This window comes from Herbaspirillum chlorophenolicum, from assembly GCF_001189955.1.
Lineage (GTDB): Bacteria > Pseudomonadota > Gammaproteobacteria > Burkholderiales > Burkholderiaceae_D > Herbaspirillum > Herbaspirillum chlorophenolicum.
In genome coordinates this window covers 217,157-235,085 of record NZ_LFLT01000001.1, presented here as the reverse complement: position 1 = coordinate 235,085, position 17,929 = coordinate 217,157, and the positions used below count along the sequence as shown (strand labels likewise).

The 17,929-nt window shown below is 61.1% G+C and carries 17 protein-coding genes; 7 read left to right on the top strand and 10 right to left on the bottom strand.

Annotation, left to right across the window (positions count from 1 at the left end):
• Positions 1-7 precede the first annotated feature (7 nt).
• From AKL28_RS01125 to AKL28_RS01105, 5 genes are all read right to left on the bottom strand, one after another.
• Positions 8-1,714 carry a peptidase domain-containing ABC transporter gene (locus tag AKL28_RS01125; RefSeq protein WP_050466205.1) on the bottom strand — a complete coding sequence of 569 codons (1,707 nt, stop codon included), beginning with the start codon at positions 1,712-1,714 and terminating at the stop codon, positions 8-10.
• A 41-nt stretch (positions 1,715-1,755) separates the two neighbouring features.
• Positions 1,756-3,423, bottom strand: coding sequence for a coiled-coil domain-containing protein (locus tag AKL28_RS01120; protein WP_050466204.1), 1,668 nt, complete (start codon positions 3,421-3,423; stop codon positions 1,756-1,758).
• Positions 3,424-3,544: 121 nt separating this feature from the next.
• Positions 3,545-4,909, bottom strand: coding sequence for an HlyD family type I secretion periplasmic adaptor subunit (locus AKL28_RS01115; protein WP_050466203.1), 1,365 nt, complete (start codon positions 4,907-4,909; stop codon positions 3,545-3,547).
• On the bottom strand, positions 4,906-5,679 hold the full coding sequence (locus AKL28_RS01110; RefSeq protein ID WP_050466202.1) for an OmpA family protein: 774 nt from the start codon (positions 5,677-5,679) through the stop codon (positions 4,906-4,908). Before AKL28_RS01110 ends, AKL28_RS01115 begins: the two co-directional genes overlap by 4 nt.
• 16 nt (positions 5,680-5,695) lie before the next feature.
• Complete coding sequence (locus AKL28_RS01105) at positions 5,696-7,237, bottom strand: TolC family protein (protein WP_231602294.1); 1,542 nt, start codon at positions 7,235-7,237, stop codon at positions 5,696-5,698.
• 597 nt (positions 7,238-7,834) lie between these two features.
• On the opposite strand from AKL28_RS01105, the gene htpG reads away from it, so the two are divergent.
• The 5 genes from htpG (at position 7,835) to AKL28_RS01080 (ending at position 12,989) form a co-directional block, all read left to right on the top strand.
• Complete coding sequence (htpG, locus tag AKL28_RS01100) at positions 7,835-9,745, top strand: molecular chaperone HtpG (RefSeq protein WP_050466200.1); 1,911 nt, start codon at positions 7,835-7,837, stop codon at positions 9,743-9,745.
• A 364-nt stretch (positions 9,746-10,109) separates the two neighbouring features.
• Positions 10,110-11,222 (top strand): GNAT family N-acetyltransferase, encoded by a 1,113-nt coding sequence (locus tag AKL28_RS01095; RefSeq protein ID WP_050466199.1) that lies wholly within the window; start codon positions 10,110-10,112, stop codon positions 11,220-11,222.
• A 215-nt stretch (positions 11,223-11,437) separates the two neighbouring features.
• Positions 11,438-11,824 carry a DUF1090 domain-containing protein gene (locus AKL28_RS01090; protein WP_050466198.1) on the top strand — a complete coding sequence of 129 codons (387 nt, stop codon included), beginning with the start codon at positions 11,438-11,440 and terminating at the stop codon, positions 11,822-11,824.
• A 78-nt stretch (positions 11,825-11,902) separates the two neighbouring features.
• Positions 11,903-12,427, top strand: coding sequence for an FUSC family protein (locus tag AKL28_RS01085; protein WP_050466197.1), 525 nt, complete (start codon positions 11,903-11,905; stop codon positions 12,425-12,427).
• Positions 12,402-12,989 carry a GNAT family N-acetyltransferase gene (locus AKL28_RS01080; protein WP_050466196.1) on the top strand — a complete coding sequence of 196 codons (588 nt, stop codon included), beginning with the start codon at positions 12,402-12,404 and terminating at the stop codon, positions 12,987-12,989. Before AKL28_RS01085 ends, AKL28_RS01080 begins: the two co-directional genes overlap by 26 nt.
• Before the next feature lie 95 nt (positions 12,990-13,084).
• Here AKL28_RS01080 and AKL28_RS01075 read toward each other — a convergent pair whose 3' ends face one another.
• The 3 genes from AKL28_RS01075 to AKL28_RS01065 all read right to left on the bottom strand — a co-directional run bounded on the left by AKL28_RS01075 (position 13,085) and on the right by AKL28_RS01065 (position 15,010).
• Positions 13,085-13,537, bottom strand: coding sequence for an outer membrane lipoprotein (locus tag AKL28_RS01075; RefSeq protein WP_050466195.1), 453 nt, complete (start codon positions 13,535-13,537; stop codon positions 13,085-13,087).
• Positions 13,538-13,775: 238 nt separating this feature from the next.
• Positions 13,776-14,219 (bottom strand): Mpo1 family 2-hydroxy fatty acid dioxygenase, encoded by a 444-nt coding sequence (locus AKL28_RS01070; protein WP_050466194.1) that lies wholly within the window; start codon positions 14,217-14,219, stop codon positions 13,776-13,778.
• Between the two features lie 41 nt (positions 14,220-14,260).
• Positions 14,261-15,010 carry an SDR family oxidoreductase gene (locus AKL28_RS01065; protein WP_050466193.1) on the bottom strand — a complete coding sequence of 250 codons (750 nt, stop codon included), beginning with the start codon at positions 15,008-15,010 and terminating at the stop codon, positions 14,261-14,263.
• Between the two features lie 146 nt (positions 15,011-15,156).
• Here AKL28_RS01065 and AKL28_RS01060 point away from each other — a divergent pair, with 146 nt between their 5' ends.
• Positions 15,157-15,699, top strand: a complete 543-nt coding sequence (locus tag AKL28_RS01060; RefSeq protein ID WP_082221310.1) for a DNA-deoxyinosine glycosylase — start codon at positions 15,157-15,159, stop codon at positions 15,697-15,699.
• Positions 15,700-15,745: 46 nt separating this feature from the next.
• On the opposite strand, the gene AKL28_RS24780 is transcribed toward AKL28_RS01060, so the two are convergent.
• Both AKL28_RS24780 and AKL28_RS01055 read right to left on the bottom strand, forming a co-directional pair.
• A complete protein-coding gene (locus AKL28_RS24780) occupies positions 15,746-15,889 on the bottom strand; it encodes a hypothetical protein (RefSeq protein ID WP_169801859.1) in 144 nt (47 codons plus the stop codon).
• Positions 15,890-16,056: 167 nt separating this feature from the next.
• Positions 16,057-16,872, bottom strand: coding sequence for a MetQ/NlpA family ABC transporter substrate-binding protein (locus AKL28_RS01055; RefSeq protein WP_050466192.1), 816 nt, complete (start codon positions 16,870-16,872; stop codon positions 16,057-16,059).
• A 171-nt stretch (positions 16,873-17,043) separates the two neighbouring features.
• Between AKL28_RS01055 and AKL28_RS01050 the strand changes: the two genes are divergently transcribed.
• A complete protein-coding gene (locus AKL28_RS01050) occupies positions 17,044-17,862 on the top strand; it encodes a class I SAM-dependent methyltransferase (protein ID WP_050466296.1) in 819 nt (272 codons plus the stop codon).
• Positions 17,863-17,929 lie beyond the last annotated feature (67 nt).

Below are 17,929 nucleotides of genomic sequence, written 5' to 3'. Positions count from 1 at the left end.
TCTGCCCTCACTGCAACACCTGTGCGGTCGGCCCGTCGGCGACGATACGCCCGCCATCGATGACGATGATGCGGTCCATGCGGCGCAGCAGCGCCGGGCTATGGGTCGCCACCAGCAGCGTGCGCTGGGCCGAGAAAGCCATCAGCCGCTCGATGATGCGGGCCTCGGTGGCCTGGTCGATGCCGGTGGTGGGCTCGTCGAGCAACAGGATGCGCGGGTTGGTCGCCACCGTGCGCGCCAGCGCCACCATCTGGCGCTGGCCGCCGGAAAGGTTGCCGGGCGCCTTGAGCATCTGGTCCAGCCGCAGCTCGCCGCGCGCGATCAATTCATCCAGTCCGGACACGCCCAGCGCGGCCTCATAGAGGCTGCCGAGCACGCGGTCGCCGACGAAGATGTTGGCCGCCAGCGTGCCGTCGAAGACGAACGGCTCCTGCGGCTTGAATCCCAGATTGCGCATGCGCACTTGCGGGGCGTAGGCGGTCACGGCCACGCCGTCGATCAGCACATGCCCTGCTTCTGCGTGGTGCAATCCGGCCAGCGCGCGCAGCAGGGTCGACTTGCCCGAGCCGGAACGGCCGACGATGCCGACTTTCTCGCCCGGCTGTACCGTCAACGCGACCTGCATCAAGGCCGGCTTTTCCTTCTTGTCCAGATGCAGGGTCAGGTTGCCGACCTGGATCAGGCCGCGCATTTCCTGGCGCAGCACATCGGCACCGCCCTGTTCTTGCGTTTCGTCGAACAAGGCGTCGAACTCGGCGCGCGCGCGGCGGAACATTTCGATGCGTCCCAGGAAGGTCGACAGCGACGACAGCACCGAGGTGGAACGGCTGATCAGCAACGATGCCGCGATCAGGGCGCCCACGGTCAGGGCGTTGTCTTCCACCAGGTAAACGCCGACCACCAGCGTGGCCACCGACATCGCGGTATAGCCCACGGTCGCCACCGCGTAGCCGGTGTTCATCCAGAAACGGCTCTTGGCCTGCGCCACGGCATTGTCGGCAGCGTCGGCCAGGAAGGCGTTGACCAGCCGGTCCTGCAACTGCGAAGTCTTCAGCGTATCCATGCCATAGACCAGGCTGGCCATCTTGTCGATCTTGCCGATGCCGGCTTTCATGGCGGCGACCGCATAGTCGTTGGCCGGTACCTTGAACAACAATTGCCCTCCCACCAGCATGGCGCCGCCGACCAGCATCACCCACACCAGATGGCCGCCAACCAAGCCGATCGCCACCAGGTACAACAGCAGGAACGGCAAGTCCACCAGCAACAGCATGTAGTTCGACGACAGCAGGTCGCGGGCGCCGGACAAGTCGCGGTAGCGCGCCAGCACCACGCCCACCGGCGCCGACACCTTGGCGCTGAGCAGGCGGCGCGCCGACACTTCGTCGAATTCGGCATCGAGGCGCCCCGCCAGTTGCTCGGTGTAATACACCCGGATGATGCGCAGCACCAGTTCCAGCGCGATGAACAGCAGCATGCCCAGGGTCAGCGCCCAGAGCGTTTCCGGGATGTGGTTGCCGATCACCTTGTCGTAGACCAGCCGCGAATACAGCGGCATCAGGAGACCCAGCACGTTGACCAGGATCCCGGCCACGATGATTTCGACGAAGCGGCTGCCATAGGCCCGCAGCAGCGACAGGTAAGCCGGGTCCTTGCGCAAGTCCTGCAACAGGGCTTGCGGCTGGTCGACGTGAATCTGGTCGCTTTCGTTCATTGCCTTCGTCTCCTTGATGCCCACTCAGGCGGACCGGGCGGTCAGGATGCCCGGTTGTTGGCCGCGGACATCTCGCGGATGGCTTCGCGCAACTCCAGGCGCAGGTCCTTGACCATGGTCTGGCGGCCCGAGCGCATTTCGTCGATCACGGTCTGCCAGTTGATGTTCTGGCGCATCAGGGCCTCGGTGATCGAGGTCAGCGATTGCGGAATGTTGCCCAGGTTCTTGACGCGGTCGTTCTGCATCGCCATGTGCTTGGCCAGGTCGATCTGCAACTGGCGCGCCGACAGCGCGTCGCGCGCCATGTTGCTGGAGTTCTCGCCGATGGTGGTGCCCAGTTCGCCCAGGCGCGACGCCACGGTGGAGTGGATTTCGGCCTGGTACTGGATGGCGCCCATCTCGTCGGCCAAGCGGATCGAAATCTGGTTCAGCAGGGCCGGCAACTGCGCGATGTTCTGCGCACTCTTTTCGTTCATGCTGGAAATTTCGCTTTGCTGCGTCTGCAGCGAAGTCAGCGCGGTCGACAGCGCGATCTGGCCGGACTGGATGGTGGAGACGATCTGCGGCAGCACTTCGAAGGTGCGGTTGGCGATATCGCCGTTGACCGAGAGGCGTTCTTCCAGCGACGACAAGCTGTCCGTGAGGTCGCGCGCCGAAGTCACCTTCTGGTTGATGATCTGGCCGACGTTGCGGATTTCTTCCAGCGTCTGCTGCCCCACTTCGTGCATGCGCGGGCCGAAGGCCACCAGTTGGCGCAGGCTGCGCGATTCTTCCATGCTGTCGTTGAACAGCTGGACGATATTGTTGAGGCGCTCGTTCAAGCCTTCCAGCTTGATGCCTGCCTGCAGCGAGGCTTCCGAACTGTTGCGCGCGGCCATGATCGATTCGCGCTGCAGCACCATCAGGTCTTGCAGGAACTCCGCCAGGAAGGTTTCGGACACGCCCTGGCGTTGTGTTGCCGCAGGCCCGGACATGTCATGGATCACGTGCTGCACCATATCGGTGATGCATTCGCGCGCGCGCGCCACCAGCTTCTTGCCGGCGCCGCGCAGCGGAGTCAGCGTCAGGCCCAGCGCCAGCGAACCGATCAGGCCGAACATCGAGGCCGAGAACGCGGTGCCCATGGAAGCCAGCGGCTTCTGCAGGTCGGCCACCAGATGCATGAAAGAGGCATCCATGTCGCCGCCGGCCGATGCCTTGCCGAAACCGTCGATCAGCGCCGCGGTACCGACCAGGGTTTCAAGCAAACCGATAAAGGTACCCAGGAGGCCCAGCGCGATCATGAAGCCGGTCAGGAACTGCGGGAATTCGGTTTTCGCCTCCAGGTGCGCGCGCAGGTCGTGCAGCGAACGTTCGATGGTTTCCTGCTCGATACGCGAAGTCAGGCGGCCCTTGGTATTGGCCACGCTGATCAGCACCTGGCCGATCTCGGTGCCGGCGAATTCAGGCGCCTTGACCAGTTCATCCATCGACTCGCCGGCCTTGGTGCGCTCATAAAAGCGCATCAGCTTGTCGTACTCCCAGTTGACGCGCCACAGGTTATACAAAATCAGGCCCACGCCGAACACGGCCACCGAGATGATGAACAGGTTCAGGAACGGGTTGATCTGGACCGCATGGATGACAAAAGCCCGAAACAGGAAAGCGCCGAGCAGCAACAGCAACGTCGGGATGGCGGCGAGTGCATAGAAATGGCGTAGGTTTTTCATACGTACGAGGTTCCAGGGAAATGAACGCGATGGAGGCTGGCGACACAAACAATGCAAGAAGCGAAAACGCGCACCGCCCGGACAGTCCGGGCGGCAGTAAAAACGGCAGGGAGGAAACGGTTCATCGCGGCTCCCTCAACGCGGTCTGCGAGAAGCGCGACAACGGCGACATCAGGTACTGCCAGACCGTGCGGCGGCCGACGATCATGTCGGCGGTGGCGGTCATGCCGGGCATCAGCGACAGCTTGCGCTGCAGCTCGTCGGCGCCGCGCGCCACTTCGATCTTGACGCGGTAGTAGCGCTCGCCCTTCTCTTCCGGCACGGTGTCGGCGCTCACTTCGGTGACCACGCCGTCCATGGCGCCGTAGACGCCGTAGTCATACGCCGAGACCTTCACGCGGGCACGCGCACCGACCATCAGTTGGGCGCGGTCGGATGGCGAAATCCTGGCTTCGATCACCAGCTTGTCGTCGCTCGGGGTCATTTCGACGATGGCGTCGCCCGGCTTGACCACGCCGCCGATGGTGTTGATCAGCACGCGGTTGACCACGCCATCCATCGGCGCCTTCACTTCGGAACGCGAGACGCGGTCGTTGCGCGACTTGATTTCTTCCTGCAGGCGCGCCAGTTCGGTTTCGGCCGCGGTCATGTCGGTGCGGGCATCGGAACGGAAACGCGAGGAGGCCTCACCCATCTTGGCCTGCGATTCGGCAATCGCCGCGTTCAGGCGCGGGATCATGGCATTGGTGGCGGCCAGCTTGCTTTGCGCATCCTGCACGCGCGCGGCGGACTGGATGTCTTCCAGTTGCGAGGCGGCGTTACGCTCCAGCATGTTGTGGACCAGCTTGTACTGGCGCTGCGCCAGGTCGAGCTCGCTGGCCAGGCTCTTCTGGCGGCTGACGGCTTCGCCCAGCTCCCCCTGGCGCTGCGCCGACTGTTCGCGCAATACCGACAGTTCTTGCGCCAGCTTGGCGGTACGCGCGGCGAAAGCAGCCTGCTCGCTCTGCACGGCGGGATCGTCGCGCGCCAGGTCGGCCGGCATCTGCAGCGAGGAGGCGCCGCTGGCTTCCGAGTTGAGGCGGGCGATCCTGGCGCGCAAGCCGAGGATTTTCACGCGGCCTTCGCCCAGGTCGGCATTGGCGCGCACGTCGGCAATCGAGATCAGGGTCTGCCCCTTCTTCACCGCCGCGCCTTCGCGCACCAGGATGGAAGAGACGATGCCGCCTTCCAGATGCTGGATCACCTGGTTGTGTTCGGAGGCCACGATGCGGCCGGTGCCGCGCACCACCATATCGATCGGCGCGAATATCGACCACACCAGCAACAGCAGCAGCAGCGCTGCGCAAGCCAGCACCGCCAGGCGCGGACGCGGCATGGCGCCCAATTGGCCCAGGCGGCGGTCCAGGCGCGGTGCAATGCGGCGCATGAAGCCCTTGCCGCGGGAGGCGATCCCAAGGCCTGTGCCGGGCTTGAAGGAGCCGATCATTTTGTGCCCGCCAGATACTGGACGACGACCCGCGAAGCATTCTCGACGGCGTTCTCGGCGGTCGCCACGCGGCTCACCACGCGTTCCTTGTCCACGCCCGAATCGATGAGGTAGTTGCGCACCGCCACGGTGCGGTAATAGGCACGGCGGCGGCTGTCGCTATAGCCGGCCGAGCTGATCACGCCGGTCACGACGATCTTGCCCTGGTTGGATTTGGCCCGGCGCACCCAGTCGGCCAGGTTCTTGTCCAGGGCCTTGGTGCCGTCCTCGGTCAGTTGGGTCGAGTCGGAATCGAAATGGAGCACCACCGCCTTTTCATTGGCATCGGTACGCACGCCCGGAGCAATCTCGTTCTTGAGCGGTTCGGTCTTGACCTGGATCGCATTGGGGCTGGACGGCGCCGCGGCACTGCGCATGCTGCCCGTATCCGACTGCAGCGGCGGCGCGGCCAATTTGGCTTTCAAGGTTGCCACTTCACGCTTGAGCTGTTCGATTTCCTGCGCACGATCCTTGTCGGCGCGTACCTGCGAGGCATTGGAATCGTTCGCTTCCGGCGTTTCGACCTTGTCGGCCTTGCTGCGCACGGTGCCCTGCACCTCCTGGCTCTGGCTTTGCGCGACCAGCTTGCTGACCTTCATCTGGGCCAGCTTCTGCGAGTAATAGAACAAGGTGACGACAAACACCACGACCACGAAAATCATGACCAGCACGACGTTGGACAACGCATCCACGAAGCCCGGCCAGAAATTCTGTTCCTTTCCCCCCTCCATGCTTCCCCCCGGAATGCTATTTGACTGCCTGCGCCGGCGCGGCCCTTGGCGGCGACGCCCGGCCGGTGTTGCGCAAGATCTGGTAACTGATATCGGCCTGCTGGAACAGCAGCGTCGCAAAATCCATGCGTGCCTGATACGCCTGCTGGTAAGCGTCGAGCACATCCAGCAATTGCTTGCTGCCGGTGGAGAGCTGCTCCAGGAACACATCGGCGACGTTGGCGGTGGTCAGGTAAGCCTGGCGCGAAATCTCCATGCGCTTTCTCACCGCGCCCAGCGTGCGGTAGTTGATCTCGACCTGTTCGCGCAGCTTGCGCTCCAGGTCCAGCACGGTATTGCTCTTTTCCACATACTTGGCGCCGATCTGCTTCTGGTAATACATGTCGCTGCCGCCGTTGAGCAGGTTCATCGTCATCACCAGCATCAGGCGGCGGTCGGTCGCCAGTTGCAGGCCGCCATCGGTGGTGTCGATGGCGCCGCCTGCGCCGCGCGTCTTTTGCTGCGTCCATTCGACGGCGAAGGTCGGCGAAAACTTGGAGCGGGCCGACTTCAGTTCTTCGCTGGCGGCATCGACATCGCGCCGCGCCGCGCGTACGCCGGGGTTGGTTTCGTAGATGTCCTTCAGGGCCAGCCTGGAGCTGTCGGGGACCGGCGGCATCATGCGGTCGGGGACTTCGACCTGCTCGATCTTGCGGCCGGTGATCTGGTTGAGCGTGACCATCGCACTTTCCAGCGCGCCTTCCGCCTCGGCCACGGCGGCTTGCGCCGTCAGCGAACGGCCGCGTACGCGTTCAAAGTCGATGCGGCTGGCGCCGCCGCCTTCAAGGCGCTTGCGCATGTAATCCAGCAAGGCGTTCATGCGCTGCGAATAGCTGCGTGCGAACGAGAGCGATGCGTAGGCGCGTATGACGTCGTAGTAGGCCTTGATGGCGTTGTAATAGAGGGTCTCGCGCGCATCGTCGCGGCGCAGGTCGGCTGCCTGCGAGAGTGCGCGGGATTTCTGGAAATCGAAGTAAGAGCCCGGTGCGAACACCGGCTGGCGACCGATCAGGGTGACATCCCAGCGCTTGTGGTCGGACGCGCGCAGGATCTGGCCGGTATTGGGATCGATCACCGAGGATGGCGACGAATATTCCTTGCCCTTCTGCGCCCGCAGGTCCAGGGTCGGCCCCATCTGGCCGGCGGCGGCATTGGCGGCGTAGGAGGCCTGGTCGGCCTGGGCGGCAGTGGCGGCGTAGCTGTAACTGTTATTGAGCGCCAGGTCGAGCACCTGGTGCAAGGTCAGATTGGGCACCGTCTCGCCCTCGGCGGCGATGGGCACCTCTGGCAGGGCAATGGCGTTGCCGGTAAATCCTGAATCGGCCTGGCGCAGCAGTATCAGGATCTCGTCGTCGGGGCTGGGCGCAACTTGGGCATCCAGCGGCAATAGCGCCGGCAGCCGGGCATCGGCAGCGGCCGGGCCGGCAGGATCGGCGCCAAGGCGGATCTGCGGCGGCGCTTCCAGCTTTTCAGGTACGGCCTGTACCGGCGTAACGAGGCGAGCAGGTGGCTCCGACATGGGAGCCATGCTTTGTGCGGCACAAATGGAATGCTGTGCAATCAGGCCAACTAAGACACCGAATGAAAAACGCTTGCTTTTGAAAACTATCATCAACGCGACAAACCGGTATCCCGACCGGCCCCCCTGCCCCATCACTGCAAATAAGAAAAATCGGCAGCCATTGGCGCCGATCCAGATTTACATGCCCCAACCTTCCCTTCTTGTTTCTTATTCTTAGCTGGTCAAAAAATACTGATTGTATGTCAACAAAAATTTCATCCTTGACATTGGCTGACCAGCGAAATACTGATATCCGCGCCAACAAAACTTTCTTTTTTGACAAAACTTATTTTAACATCCGCCCATTGCAGGAGAATTACAGTAAATCTTTAAAAAATCACTTAACTTCCATTGACTTGATTGATTTCAATGGCTGTTGATTATCTTTAGCCCGATGTCATTCCGCTATCAGGGGATTCCGCAGAATTGAAGAAAACTCAAAAAACTCACGGAAAATGCGGTTGAAAAACCACACATCTCTCCCTATATCTGGCTCAATCACGATTGTCTTTTTCTATCCACTCGATTTGTTTTAATTAATCACAAGGAATAAACATGGCATCCGAAAAACAGACCATGGGCTTTCAGGCTGAAGTCAAACAGTTGCTTCAGCTGATGATCCACTCGCTGTACTCCAACAAAGAAATTTTCCTGCGCGAGCTGATCTCCAACGCTTCCGACGCCGCCGACAAGCTGCGCTTCGAAGCCATCAACAACGACACCCTCTTTGAAAACGATCCCGAACTGAAGATCACGGTCGGCTTCGACAAGGCCGCACGCACCATCACGATCTCCGACAACGGCATCGGCATGAACCGTGACGAGGCGATCTCGCACCTGGGCACCATTGCCAAGTCCGGCACCAAGGAATTCTTCTCCCGGCTCTCCGGCGACCAGCAGAAGGACGCAGCCCTGATCGGCCAGTTCGGCGTCGGCTTCTACTCCGGCTTCATCATCGCCGACCGCATCACGGTCGAGACGCGCCGTGCCGGCACGCCGGCCGATGAAGGCGTGCGCTGGGAATCCGAAGGCGCCGGTGACTTCTCGGTAGAAGCAATAAACAAGCCTGACCGCGGCACCGACATCATCCTGCACTTGCGTGAAGGCGAAGACGAGTTCCTTTCTGCATGGCAATTGAAGTCCATCATCCGCAAGTACTCCGACCATATCTCGCTGCCCATCCTGATGAACAAGGAAGAATGGGACGAGGAAAAGAAGGAAACCGTCCAGAAGGACGAACTGGAAACCGTCAACCAGGCCAGCGCCCTGTGGACCCGCAGCAAGTCCGACATCACGCCCGAGCAGTACGAAGAGTTCTACAAGCACATCTCGCACGACTTCGGCGCCCCGCTGGCCTACACCCACAATCGCGTGGAAGGCCGCAGCGAATATACCCAGTTGCTGTACATCCCGGCCCGCGCGCCCTTCGACATGTGGGATCGCAACAAGCGCGGCGGCATCAAGCTGTACGTCAAGCGCGTGTTCATCATGGACGACGCCGAGCAGCTGATGCCGGTCTACCTGCGCTTCGTCAAGGGCGTGATCGATTCGGCCGACCTTCCCCTCAACGTTTCGCGCGAGATCCTGCAAGAGTCGCGCGACGTGCGCGCCATCCGCGAAGGTTCGACCAAGCGCGTGCTGAGCCTGCTGGAAGAATTGGCCAACAGCGACGAGCAGGCGCAGAAGGATAAGTACGCAGGCTTCTGGACCGAGTTCGGCCAGGCGCTCAAGGAAGGTATCGGCGAGGATGCCGCCAACAAGGAGCGCATCGCAAAGCTGCTGCGTTTCGCCTCTACCCACCATGAGGGCGATGCCCAGAGCACTTCGTTGGCCGACTACGTCAGCCGCATGAAGGAAGGCCAGGACAAGATCTACTACGTCACCGCCGAGAACCACCAGTCCGCCAGGAACAGCCCGCACCTGGAAATCTTCCGCAAGAAGGGGGTGGAAGTGCTGCTGCTGACCGACCGCGTGGACGAATGGATGCTGTCCTTCCTGACGGAGTTCGAGGGCCGTGAACTGGCCTCGGTAGCCAAGGGCGGCCTCGACCTCGGCAAGCTGGAAAACGAAGCGGAAAAGAAACAGCACGAAGAAACTGAAACCGAGTTCAAGGATCTGGTCGAGAAAATGAAGGTTTCGCTGGCCGACAAGGCCAAGGACGTGCGCGTGAGCTTGCGCCTGACCGATTCGCCGACCTGCCTGGTGGCCGACGAGAACGAACTTTCCGGCAACCTGATGCGTATGCTCAAGGCGGCCGGCCAAAATGCGCCGGAGTCCAAGCCGACCCTGGAAATCAACCCGGACCACCCGCTGGTGCAGCGCCTGAAGTATGAAGAGGCCAAGTTCGACGACTGGTCGCATATCCTGTTCGACCAGGCCTTGTTGGCCGAAGGCGGCGCGCTGGGCGACCCGGCCGGGTTCGTCAAGCGGCTGAACGATATGCTGCTGGGGATGGCCTCAAAGTAACTCCCTCCAACATCCATCAGTACCGAAACGGCGGCCCTTGGGCCGCCGTTTTTTCATCCTCGACGCTTTTTCCCGCACAAATTCCAGCTTTCGCCGGCATTGGATACATCGATGGCAGGACGTCATTCGCTTTTCATTTCTCACCTGCGCCCCAGCATCTAAAGGCAAGAAGCTCATCCTTCCTTGCCATCTTACTTGTAAATTGTTGTAAATATAAAAGTCTCACTTAATGAGAAAAAATTATAAAAGAACAACTACATATTGTTGTTTAATCAATAAGTTTCGAAAAAAGAATAACGCTGCGTCGAAAAAAATAAAGAGGGATATGCGACGAGAAACGCCATCCGCAGTCGCCAAACTGCAAGTGCAAGTCATACATCGCTTCGAAGAGCTGGCCGCATTGTCCGACGAATGGGATACGTTGGAACGAAAGCTGTATTTGCGCACGCCATTCACTTCGTCAGCCTGGAATATCTTGTGGTGGAACCATCATCGGCAAGCCAAGATGATGATCCAGGACGAGTTGTATTCCTTCGCCTTGCGTAACGCCCAGGGCGAGCTGATTGCAATCGCCCCGATGATGGTCAGCATGCGGCCGGGCATCAAGGCATTTGGCATCCGGGTGCTGCAGTTCTTTGGCGCCGATCCCAACGTCACCGAAATCCGCGGCCTCATCTGCGATCCGAACTACCGCGAACTGGCCGTGGCCACCCTGAAAAACCACCTGCACACCTGCAAGCGCAAATGGGACTGGATCGAATGGCAGGGATTGTCGCTGCCGCAGGCGCTCATCCTGGCAACGCCTTCGGCCGAACAACCGATGCCGCGCGTGGTCTGCTACCTGGCGCTGCCGCCGACCTGGGAAGAACTCAAGACCAGCCTGTCGCGCAACATGAAGGAAGCGATCCGCAAGTGCTTCAATTCGCTCAAGCGCGATGAGCACCACCATGAGGTGCATGTCGTCAGCAAGCCCGAGGAGGTGCCCGATGCCATGCAAACCCTCTTCAACCTGCATACGCTGCGCTCGGAAGCCGACCACACGGTCGAACATGCCAACGTATTCCAGCGCGAGAAAAGCCGCCGCTTCCTGACGGCGTTCGTCCACAAGATGGCGGAGCAGGACCGCCTGCGCCTGTTCCAGGTCAAGATCAAAGGCCAGGTGGTCGCCACCCGCATCGGCTTTGTCTGCGACCGCCACCTGTACCTGTATTACTCCGGCTATGACATCGAATGGGGCAAATACAGCATCATGACCACCGTCGTGGTGCATGCGGTGCAATGGGCGATTGCGAACGGCTTCGAATACCTCAACCTCTCGACCGGGCGCGACTATTCCAAAATGCGCTGGCAGCCGACCGAATACCTGCTGCACAACGCCATCCAGATCTCGCCCCGGCTGCGCTCCGCGCACCTGTTCCACGGCTACACCCGGATTCGCACGGGCGCCTTGTCGCGCTTTCTGTCGCGCCGCCGATAACGCAGCGCGCGCGATCCCTGCCATCGCCTGCCGCGTCAGAAATGACCGGCCGCATTGTCGTGCCCAAAATACGGGTATCGCTGCCCGAAACATCCGACCTATCCGCTTCCCTCCCCCGTAGCGTGAGCTACGCGCGGCCTTCTGGTTGCCTCGGCAACGCATGCGCTATACAGTAGGACGGCATTTCCCTTTTTCCTTTCACCTGGAGCCTCGCAATGCAAAAACCCTTCGCTTTGTCGCTTTTCCTGGCCGTCGGTTTGATTTGTGCCGGCCATGTATCGGCGCAAGCCTTGACCGGCTGTGCCGCCAAAAAGGCCGATGTGCAGGCCCAGCTCGAACAGGCGCGTGCGCATGGCAACAAGGCGCAGGAAGCAAAACTGAAGATCGCCCAGAAGCAGCTGGAAACGAACTGCACCGACGAAGGCTTGCGCCGCGAACGCGAAGCCGACGTGAAGAAGAAGGAAGAAAAAGTCGCTGCCCGCCAGGCCGACCTGGACAAGGCCAACGCCAAGGGCAAACCAAAGAAAATCGCCCAGCAGGAAAAGAAGCTGCACGATGCCGAGGCGGAACTGAAAGACGCGCGCGACAAACTCGCTCAATAAAACCGAAAACAGCTGAACTACGCGTAGCCGCGCACGCCATCGCCACATGGCGGCGCGCCTTGCGCCTGGCAACTGCACATGGAATTCAACTTCATCAATCCGCGCAAGAACGCCCTGGTCTATCTGGTCAAGATCCTATCGGGCTGCCTGATCCTGTGGTACGGATTACGCGCACTCGGTATCCAGGAACCCTACTGGGCGATGATTTCGCTGATCATCGTCACCGAGCCCGATATGACGGTGGCCAAGGCCAACTTCCGTGCACGGCTGATCAACACCATTTCCGGCTGCGTGGTCTCCTGCATCTCGCTCATCATTTTCGGCCCGACCTTCCTGGCCATGCTGGTGGCGCTGACGGCCGCCGTGGTGGTGGCGATGCTGCTGCAAAACTATCCCAGCAACTGGCGCCTGGGGCCGGCAACGGTGGTGATCCTGCTGTCGGCCGCCTTCTCCGGCAGCGGCTTGCACCAGGAACTGCACCTGGCCTTCATGCGCGTGGGGGAAGTGATCGTCGGCAGCACGATGGCGCTGCTGCAAACCGTACTGTATATCTGGCTGGTCAAGCGCCGGCAACCACATGACGAGCAACAGCCCACAGCCTGATGCTGCACTGCTGCGGGGTGCGCGGGTGCTGCTGCGCCCCTGGCGCACTGCCGACCGCGAGCCCTTTGCCGCCATCAATGCCGATCCGTTGGTCATGAAGCACTTCCCCACCCCACTCTCGCGGTATGACAGCGATGCGCTGGCCGACCGCATCCAAACGCATTTCGACCAATACGGCTTCGGGCCGTGGGTGCTGGACATTCCTGGCGTCAGCGAATGCGCGGGCTTTGTCGGCCTGCTCAACGTTTCTTTTGATGCCCACTTCACGCCGGCAGTGGAGATAGGCTGGCGCCTGGCATCGTCGGCGTGGGGGCAAGGCTACGCCACCGAAGCGGCTGCCTGCGCCTTGCGTTACGGTTTCCATGCGCTGGCGCTGCCGGAAATCGTCTCGTTTACCGCCCCCGCCAATCTCAACTCCCTGGCAGTCATGCGAAGGCTGGGCATGCAGTGCGACATCCGCGAAGACTTCCTGCATCCGCGCCTGCCCGCGGGACATCCGCTGTGCTTGCATCACCTGTACCGAATCCGACGCGAGCAATGGATCGAACGCGAAAAGCGTTGACGCGATCGGCGGGCAATACCGGGAAATGGACGAAAGGACGAAAAAAAGCAGGACCGAAGTCCTGCTTTCAGGCAGAGCGGGTAAAGCTCAGTGCATCAATGCGTTACGCGGGTAGTGCGGCCGTTGGACAGCAAGCGCACGCGTTCGCCAACACGGAAAGCCTCGTCCGCATCCTGGGTGATGGCGCGCAGTTCGCCGTTATCCAGGCGCACGGTGATTTCCAGGCCGGCCTGATTGGCCATGCGCGATTCGATCTGGTTACCGGCGATGCCGCCGGCCAGGGCGCCGATAATGCCAGCTGCCAGCGCGCCGTTGCCGCCGCCGATGTTGGAACCGGCCGCGATGCCGCCCAGTGCGCCGCCAGCAAGGGTGCCCACGCCGGAAGCGCCCTTGTCGATGGTCACGTTGCGGATCGACTCCACCACGCCCATGCGAACGGTTTGTTCACCCTGCGCCTGGCGAGTGTTATAGACACTGGCCGAATTCGGCGTGTAGGCACAGCCTGCCGCCAGCGAGCTCAGTGCAACGATTAAAAGCAATTTCTTCATACAGACACTCCGACTGAAAATTCGCCCGGTCATCGGGCCGTTTTTTGTTTGCTGATTGAGGGTAGACATGCTTGCGCCATTTCCCGTAGGGCAAACAACTCTTGACATATTAATACAAACCAACTGTTGACCGGACTTCCAGCGCTTCGTTCCTGCCTGTTTTCTTCATCATTTCTTGCATTTCGCCCGGATTTCGACAAAATGCCGCGCTCCGCCATACAAATCGATGCCAACGGGCCTAGTACCGGATATTCCAGCGCCGGTACAGCACCCCCAGCACAAACAGCGGCCCGATCAGCAGGAAACGGAGATCCTCGAAAAAGGAAGGCTTCTTGCCCTCGATCTTATGGCCGATGAACTGCCCTATCCACGCGATCACGAAGACCGCCACCGACAGCGGCAACACCGCGCCCGCCGGCAAACGGGCCAGGATCACCAGCATCACGGCCGTCATGGCCAGCATGCCGGCGGCAAGCGGCGGCGACAAACTGAGGTAATACGCCAGCGCAGCGGCCGCCACCACCAGCGACACGGCTGGCGATACCGTCCAGCACAGGCCCAGCAGCGACAGCACGATGGCCGGAACGCAAACGCAGTGGATCTGCTCGTTGACCGGATGCCGATGGCTCTCGGCATAACGCGACAGCAACTGGTCGATACGGCGCTGGGTAACGATACTCATGCCTGCCTCCGGCGAGGTAGATGCTGCAGATGCAGCGGGGATCAACGCCCTCCGGACACGTCGATAAAAGTGCCGGTGGCATAGGACGATTCATCCGACAGCAGCCACAGGATGGCGTTGGCGACCTCTTCGGCGGTGCCGCCGCGTTTCATCGGCACGGCATCCTTCAAGCGATCGACGCGGCCGGCTTCCCCGCCGCTGGCGTGGATATCAGTATAGATCAGGCCCGGGCGCACGGCGTTGACGCGAATACCCTCGGCCGCCACTTCCTTGGCCAGGCCGATGGTGAAGGCGTCGATCGCGCCCTTGGAAGCGGCGTAATCGACATATTCGCCCGGCCCGCCCAACTTGGCCGCCATCGACGACAGGTTGACGATGGCGCCGCCGCGGCCGCCATGCCTGGTCGACATGCGCTTGACCGCCTCGCGTGCACACAAGAGGCTGCCGGTGATGTTGGCGATCAGTACACGGTTGATGCGCTCGGCGCTCATGCCGTCCAGGCGCGACTGGTGGTCCAGGATGCCGGCATTGTTGACCAGCGCGGTCACCGGCCCCAGTTCCTTGTCCACGGTGGCGAACAGGCGCAGGATGTCTTCCTCCTTGGCGACATCACCCGCTACCGTGATGGCACGGCCGCCAGCCTTGCGGATCTCGTCGGCCACGGCCTCGGCCGCATCGCGGTTGGACACATAGTTGACGCAGACCGCATACCCTTGCCGCGCCGCCAATTTGGCCGTAGCCGCGCCGATACCGCGGCTGCCGCCGGTCACTACGATGACTTTCCCTGCCATGTCTTCCTCCGTGAATGTGTGCTTGAAGTTGGGGCAATTGCGCCTGCGGCAATTACGCTAAGATCGCTGTTTTGCCGCGTCATTGTGCCTCGCCCTGCCGCCTGTGGCGCACCGTCAAATTATTTTCATCTCCAGCCAAAGAAACCATGCCGACCGGGAACCCTGGGCGCCAAACGCTCGAATTCACTGCTGCCGATCCGCTGCTGGCCAGCTTTCCGCCGGTAGTGGCGCGCGATACCCGCACACTGATCCTGGGCAGCCTGCCTGGCGCTGCCTCGCTGGCTGTCAGCCAGTACTACGGCCATCCGCGCAACGGGTTCTGGCGCTTGCTCTCGGCAATCACCGGAGACGACCTGGTGGCGATGCCCTATCAGGATCGCCTGCAGGCGCTGCTGGCACATCGCATCGGATTGTGGGACGTGGTCGGCACCGCCAATCGCCGCGGCAGCCTGGACAGCAATATGCGCAACATCGTGCATAACGATCTGGTGGACTTGCTCAAGCAATTGCCGACGCTGGAAACCATCGCCTTCAACGGCGGCACGGCCGAACGCATCGGCAGGAAAGCATTGGGAGAAATGGCTACAGGCTACCGGATACTAGCGCTGCCTTCGAGCAGCCCGGCCTTTACCCTGCCTTATGCAGACAAGCTGGAACAATGGATGGAACTGGAAGCGGAAAAGAAATGAGGCACCGGAGCCTACATGCAGGTATGCAGGCAAGACATTCAGCGCATTACGTCTTGCGGAAAAATACATAGTCGAAGAACTCGCCTGAAAAGCCGCCGTTGAAAATAAGGTACTGCACCGCCTTGCCGAAGAAGACGATGGCGGCAAAAACGATGGCCAGCTTGATGCAGAAAATGAAATGTTTGAGCATGGCCGAAGTGTATATGAGCGGCTGCTCGCCGGATCAACATTTCCATGGACGCAACCACCGGCCTGCCGAATCGAAATGAAAAATGCCGCCCGGGTTTCAACCGGACGGCATTTTTCATTCACCTCGTTCAAATCTTCGTCGGAATTCCGGGCAACGTTCCCAAGAACTCAGAATGCAGGGACCAGCGATCCCTTGAATTCGCTTTCGATGAATTTACGCACATCTTCCGACTGGTAGGCCTGCACCAGCTTCTTCACCCAGGGCTTGTCCTTGTCTTCGGCACGGGTGGCGATGACGTTGGCATAACGGCCGCGCGGGTCTTCCACGGCGATAGTGTCCTTCTGCAGCGACAGGCCGGCCTTGAAGGCGTAGTCGTTGTTGATCGAGGCCGCGGCCAGGTCGTCCAGCGAACGCGGCAATTGCGCGGCATCGAGTTCGACCAGCTTGAGCTTCTTCGGATTGTCCACCACGTCCAGCGGGGTGGCGTTGACGCCGTTTTCACCCGCGCCGGGCTTGAGCTTGATCAGGCCCGCCTTTTGCAACAGCAGCAGTGCGCGGTTGCCGTTGGAGGGGTCGTTCTGGATGCCGATGGTGGCGCCGTTGGGCAATTGGTCGATCGACTTGTATTTTTTGGAGTAAATGCCCAACGGCGCGGTGAGGGTCAGCCCCACCGGCACGATCTTGTAGCCGCGCGCCTTGATCTGGCTTTCCAGATAAGGCACGTGCTGGAAGGCATTGGCATCCAGGTCGCCGGCGGCCAGCGCCGCGTTGGGCTGCAGGTAGTCGCTGAAGACCACGAGCTGGATCTCCAGCCCTTCACACGCGGCGACTTTCTTGACCACCTCGAAGGTGCTCTCAGCATTGCCCACCGAGATGCCGACCTTGATCTTCGTTTTGTCCTGCGCCGATGCCGCGTGCGGCGCCAACGCCAGGGTCAGCGCCGCCAGCGCGCCTGCCAGTTTTGCCATTGAAGCGAATTGCATGATGTCCCCGATAAGAATAAGGACAGCATCGTCACATACGCTCTGCATGGAAAGAAGGAATGAATCCGCATGTCGATATGCAGGAAGCGCAGCAAAACTCCGTCGCGGATGCCCGGCAAGGTATCATTTCGCATCTCAGGCGGCTGCGCTGCCTTCACCCGATTCCATACCATGCTGATCAGAAGAAAATCCATCGAAGCCCAGGCCAACACCAAGGCCGGCCCCAACCGCCGCCGCCTCGGCGCCGACGCCGTCAAACCCCGCAAGCCCAAGTTCGCGCCGGTGACGCTGTCCGAACTGGATGGCGTGCGCTACCTGCACTTCGGCACCGAATGGGTACAAGGCGCCATGCGCATCCGCAAGCCGGACTGGATCGAGCTGGAATATGCCCAGCAGATGATGGCCTGGATGCTGTTCAACCCGTCGCCGCGACATATCGTGCAGCTGGGGCTGGGCACGGGCGCGCTGACCAAGTTCGCCTACCGTGAATTCCCGCAGGCACAGGTAACTGCGGTGGAACTGAACCCGGCGGTGGTCGCCATCTGCCACAGCATGTTCAAGCTGCCCGAACCCGACGAGCGCCTGATGCTCATCGAAAGCGATGCCATGGACTTCATCGTCCATGCGGCCGGACACGGCATCATCGATGCCTTGCAGGTCGACCTCTACGATGCCACCGCTCGCGGCCCGGTACTCGACACGCCGGAGTTCTACCAGGCCTGCTACGACAGCCTGGCGCCCGGCGGCATCATGACGGTGAACCTGTTCGGCGACCATCCCAGCTACGCCAAGAACCTGAGGGCGATGGAATTCGCTTTCGATACGGTGGTTTCGCTGCCGGAAGTCCATGACGGCAACGTCGTCGCAATCGCCTTCAAGGGACAACGGCAGTTCGATTTTCCTGGCCTGTATGAACGCGCCGCGCAGATCGAGTCGCAGACGAAGCTGCCGGCGAAATCCTGGGTCAACGGAATCAAGAGCGGGATCTGAGGAGCGATTGGACGGCACCTGCACGCAAAGCCTGGGCGAAGATCGGCTGAGCACATTGCATACGCAA

Bases quoted from the DNA above. Each gene is read 5' to 3' on its own strand.
- AKL28_RS01075 (WP_050466195.1), bottom strand. From the start codon at position 13,537: ATGAAGAAATTGCTTTTAATCGTTGCACTGAGCTCGCTGGCGGCAGGC.
- AKL28_RS01105 (WP_231602294.1), bottom strand. From the start codon at position 7,237: ATGTCGGAGCCACCTGCTCGCCTCGTTACGCCGGTACAGGCCGTACCT.
- AKL28_RS01090 (WP_050466198.1), top strand. From the start codon at position 11,438: ATGCAAAAACCCTTCGCTTTGTCGCTTTTCCTGGCCGTCGGTTTGATT.
- AKL28_RS01050 (WP_050466296.1), top strand. From the start codon at position 17,044: ATGCTGATCAGAAGAAAATCCATCGAAGCCCAGGCCAACACCAAGGCC.
- htpG (WP_050466200.1), top strand. From the start codon at position 7,835: ATGGCATCCGAAAAACAGACCATGGGCTTTCAGGCTGAAGTCAAACAG.
- AKL28_RS01125 (WP_050466205.1), bottom strand. From the start codon at position 1,714: ATGAACGAAAGCGACCAGATTCACGTCGACCAGCCGCAAGCCCTGTTG.
- AKL28_RS24780 (WP_169801859.1), bottom strand. From the start codon at position 15,889: ATGCTCAAACATTTCATTTTCTGCATCAAGCTGGCCATCGTTTTTGCC.
- AKL28_RS01055 (WP_050466192.1), bottom strand. From the start codon at position 16,872: ATGCAATTCGCTTCAATGGCAAAACTGGCAGGCGCGCTGGCGGCGCTG.
- AKL28_RS01115 (WP_050466203.1), bottom strand. From the start codon at position 4,909: ATGATCGGCTCCTTCAAGCCCGGCACAGGCCTTGGGATCGCCTCCCGC.
- AKL28_RS01060 (WP_082221310.1), top strand. From the start codon at position 15,157: ATGCCGACCGGGAACCCTGGGCGCCAAACGCTCGAATTCACTGCTGCC.
- AKL28_RS01120 (WP_050466204.1), bottom strand. From the start codon at position 3,423: ATGAAAAACCTACGCCATTTCTATGCACTCGCCGCCATCCCGACGTTG.
- AKL28_RS01080 (WP_050466196.1), top strand. From the start codon at position 12,402: ATGACGAGCAACAGCCCACAGCCTGATGCTGCACTGCTGCGGGGTGCG.
- AKL28_RS01065 (WP_050466193.1), bottom strand. From the start codon at position 15,010: ATGGCAGGGAAAGTCATCGTAGTGACCGGCGGCAGCCGCGGTATCGGC.
- AKL28_RS01110 (WP_050466202.1), bottom strand. From the start codon at position 5,679: ATGGAGGGGGGAAAGGAACAGAATTTCTGGCCGGGCTTCGTGGATGCG.
- AKL28_RS01085 (WP_050466197.1), top strand. From the start codon at position 11,903: ATGGAATTCAACTTCATCAATCCGCGCAAGAACGCCCTGGTCTATCTG.
- AKL28_RS01070 (WP_050466194.1), bottom strand. From the start codon at position 14,219: ATGAGTATCGTTACCCAGCGCCGTATCGACCAGTTGCTGTCGCGTTAT.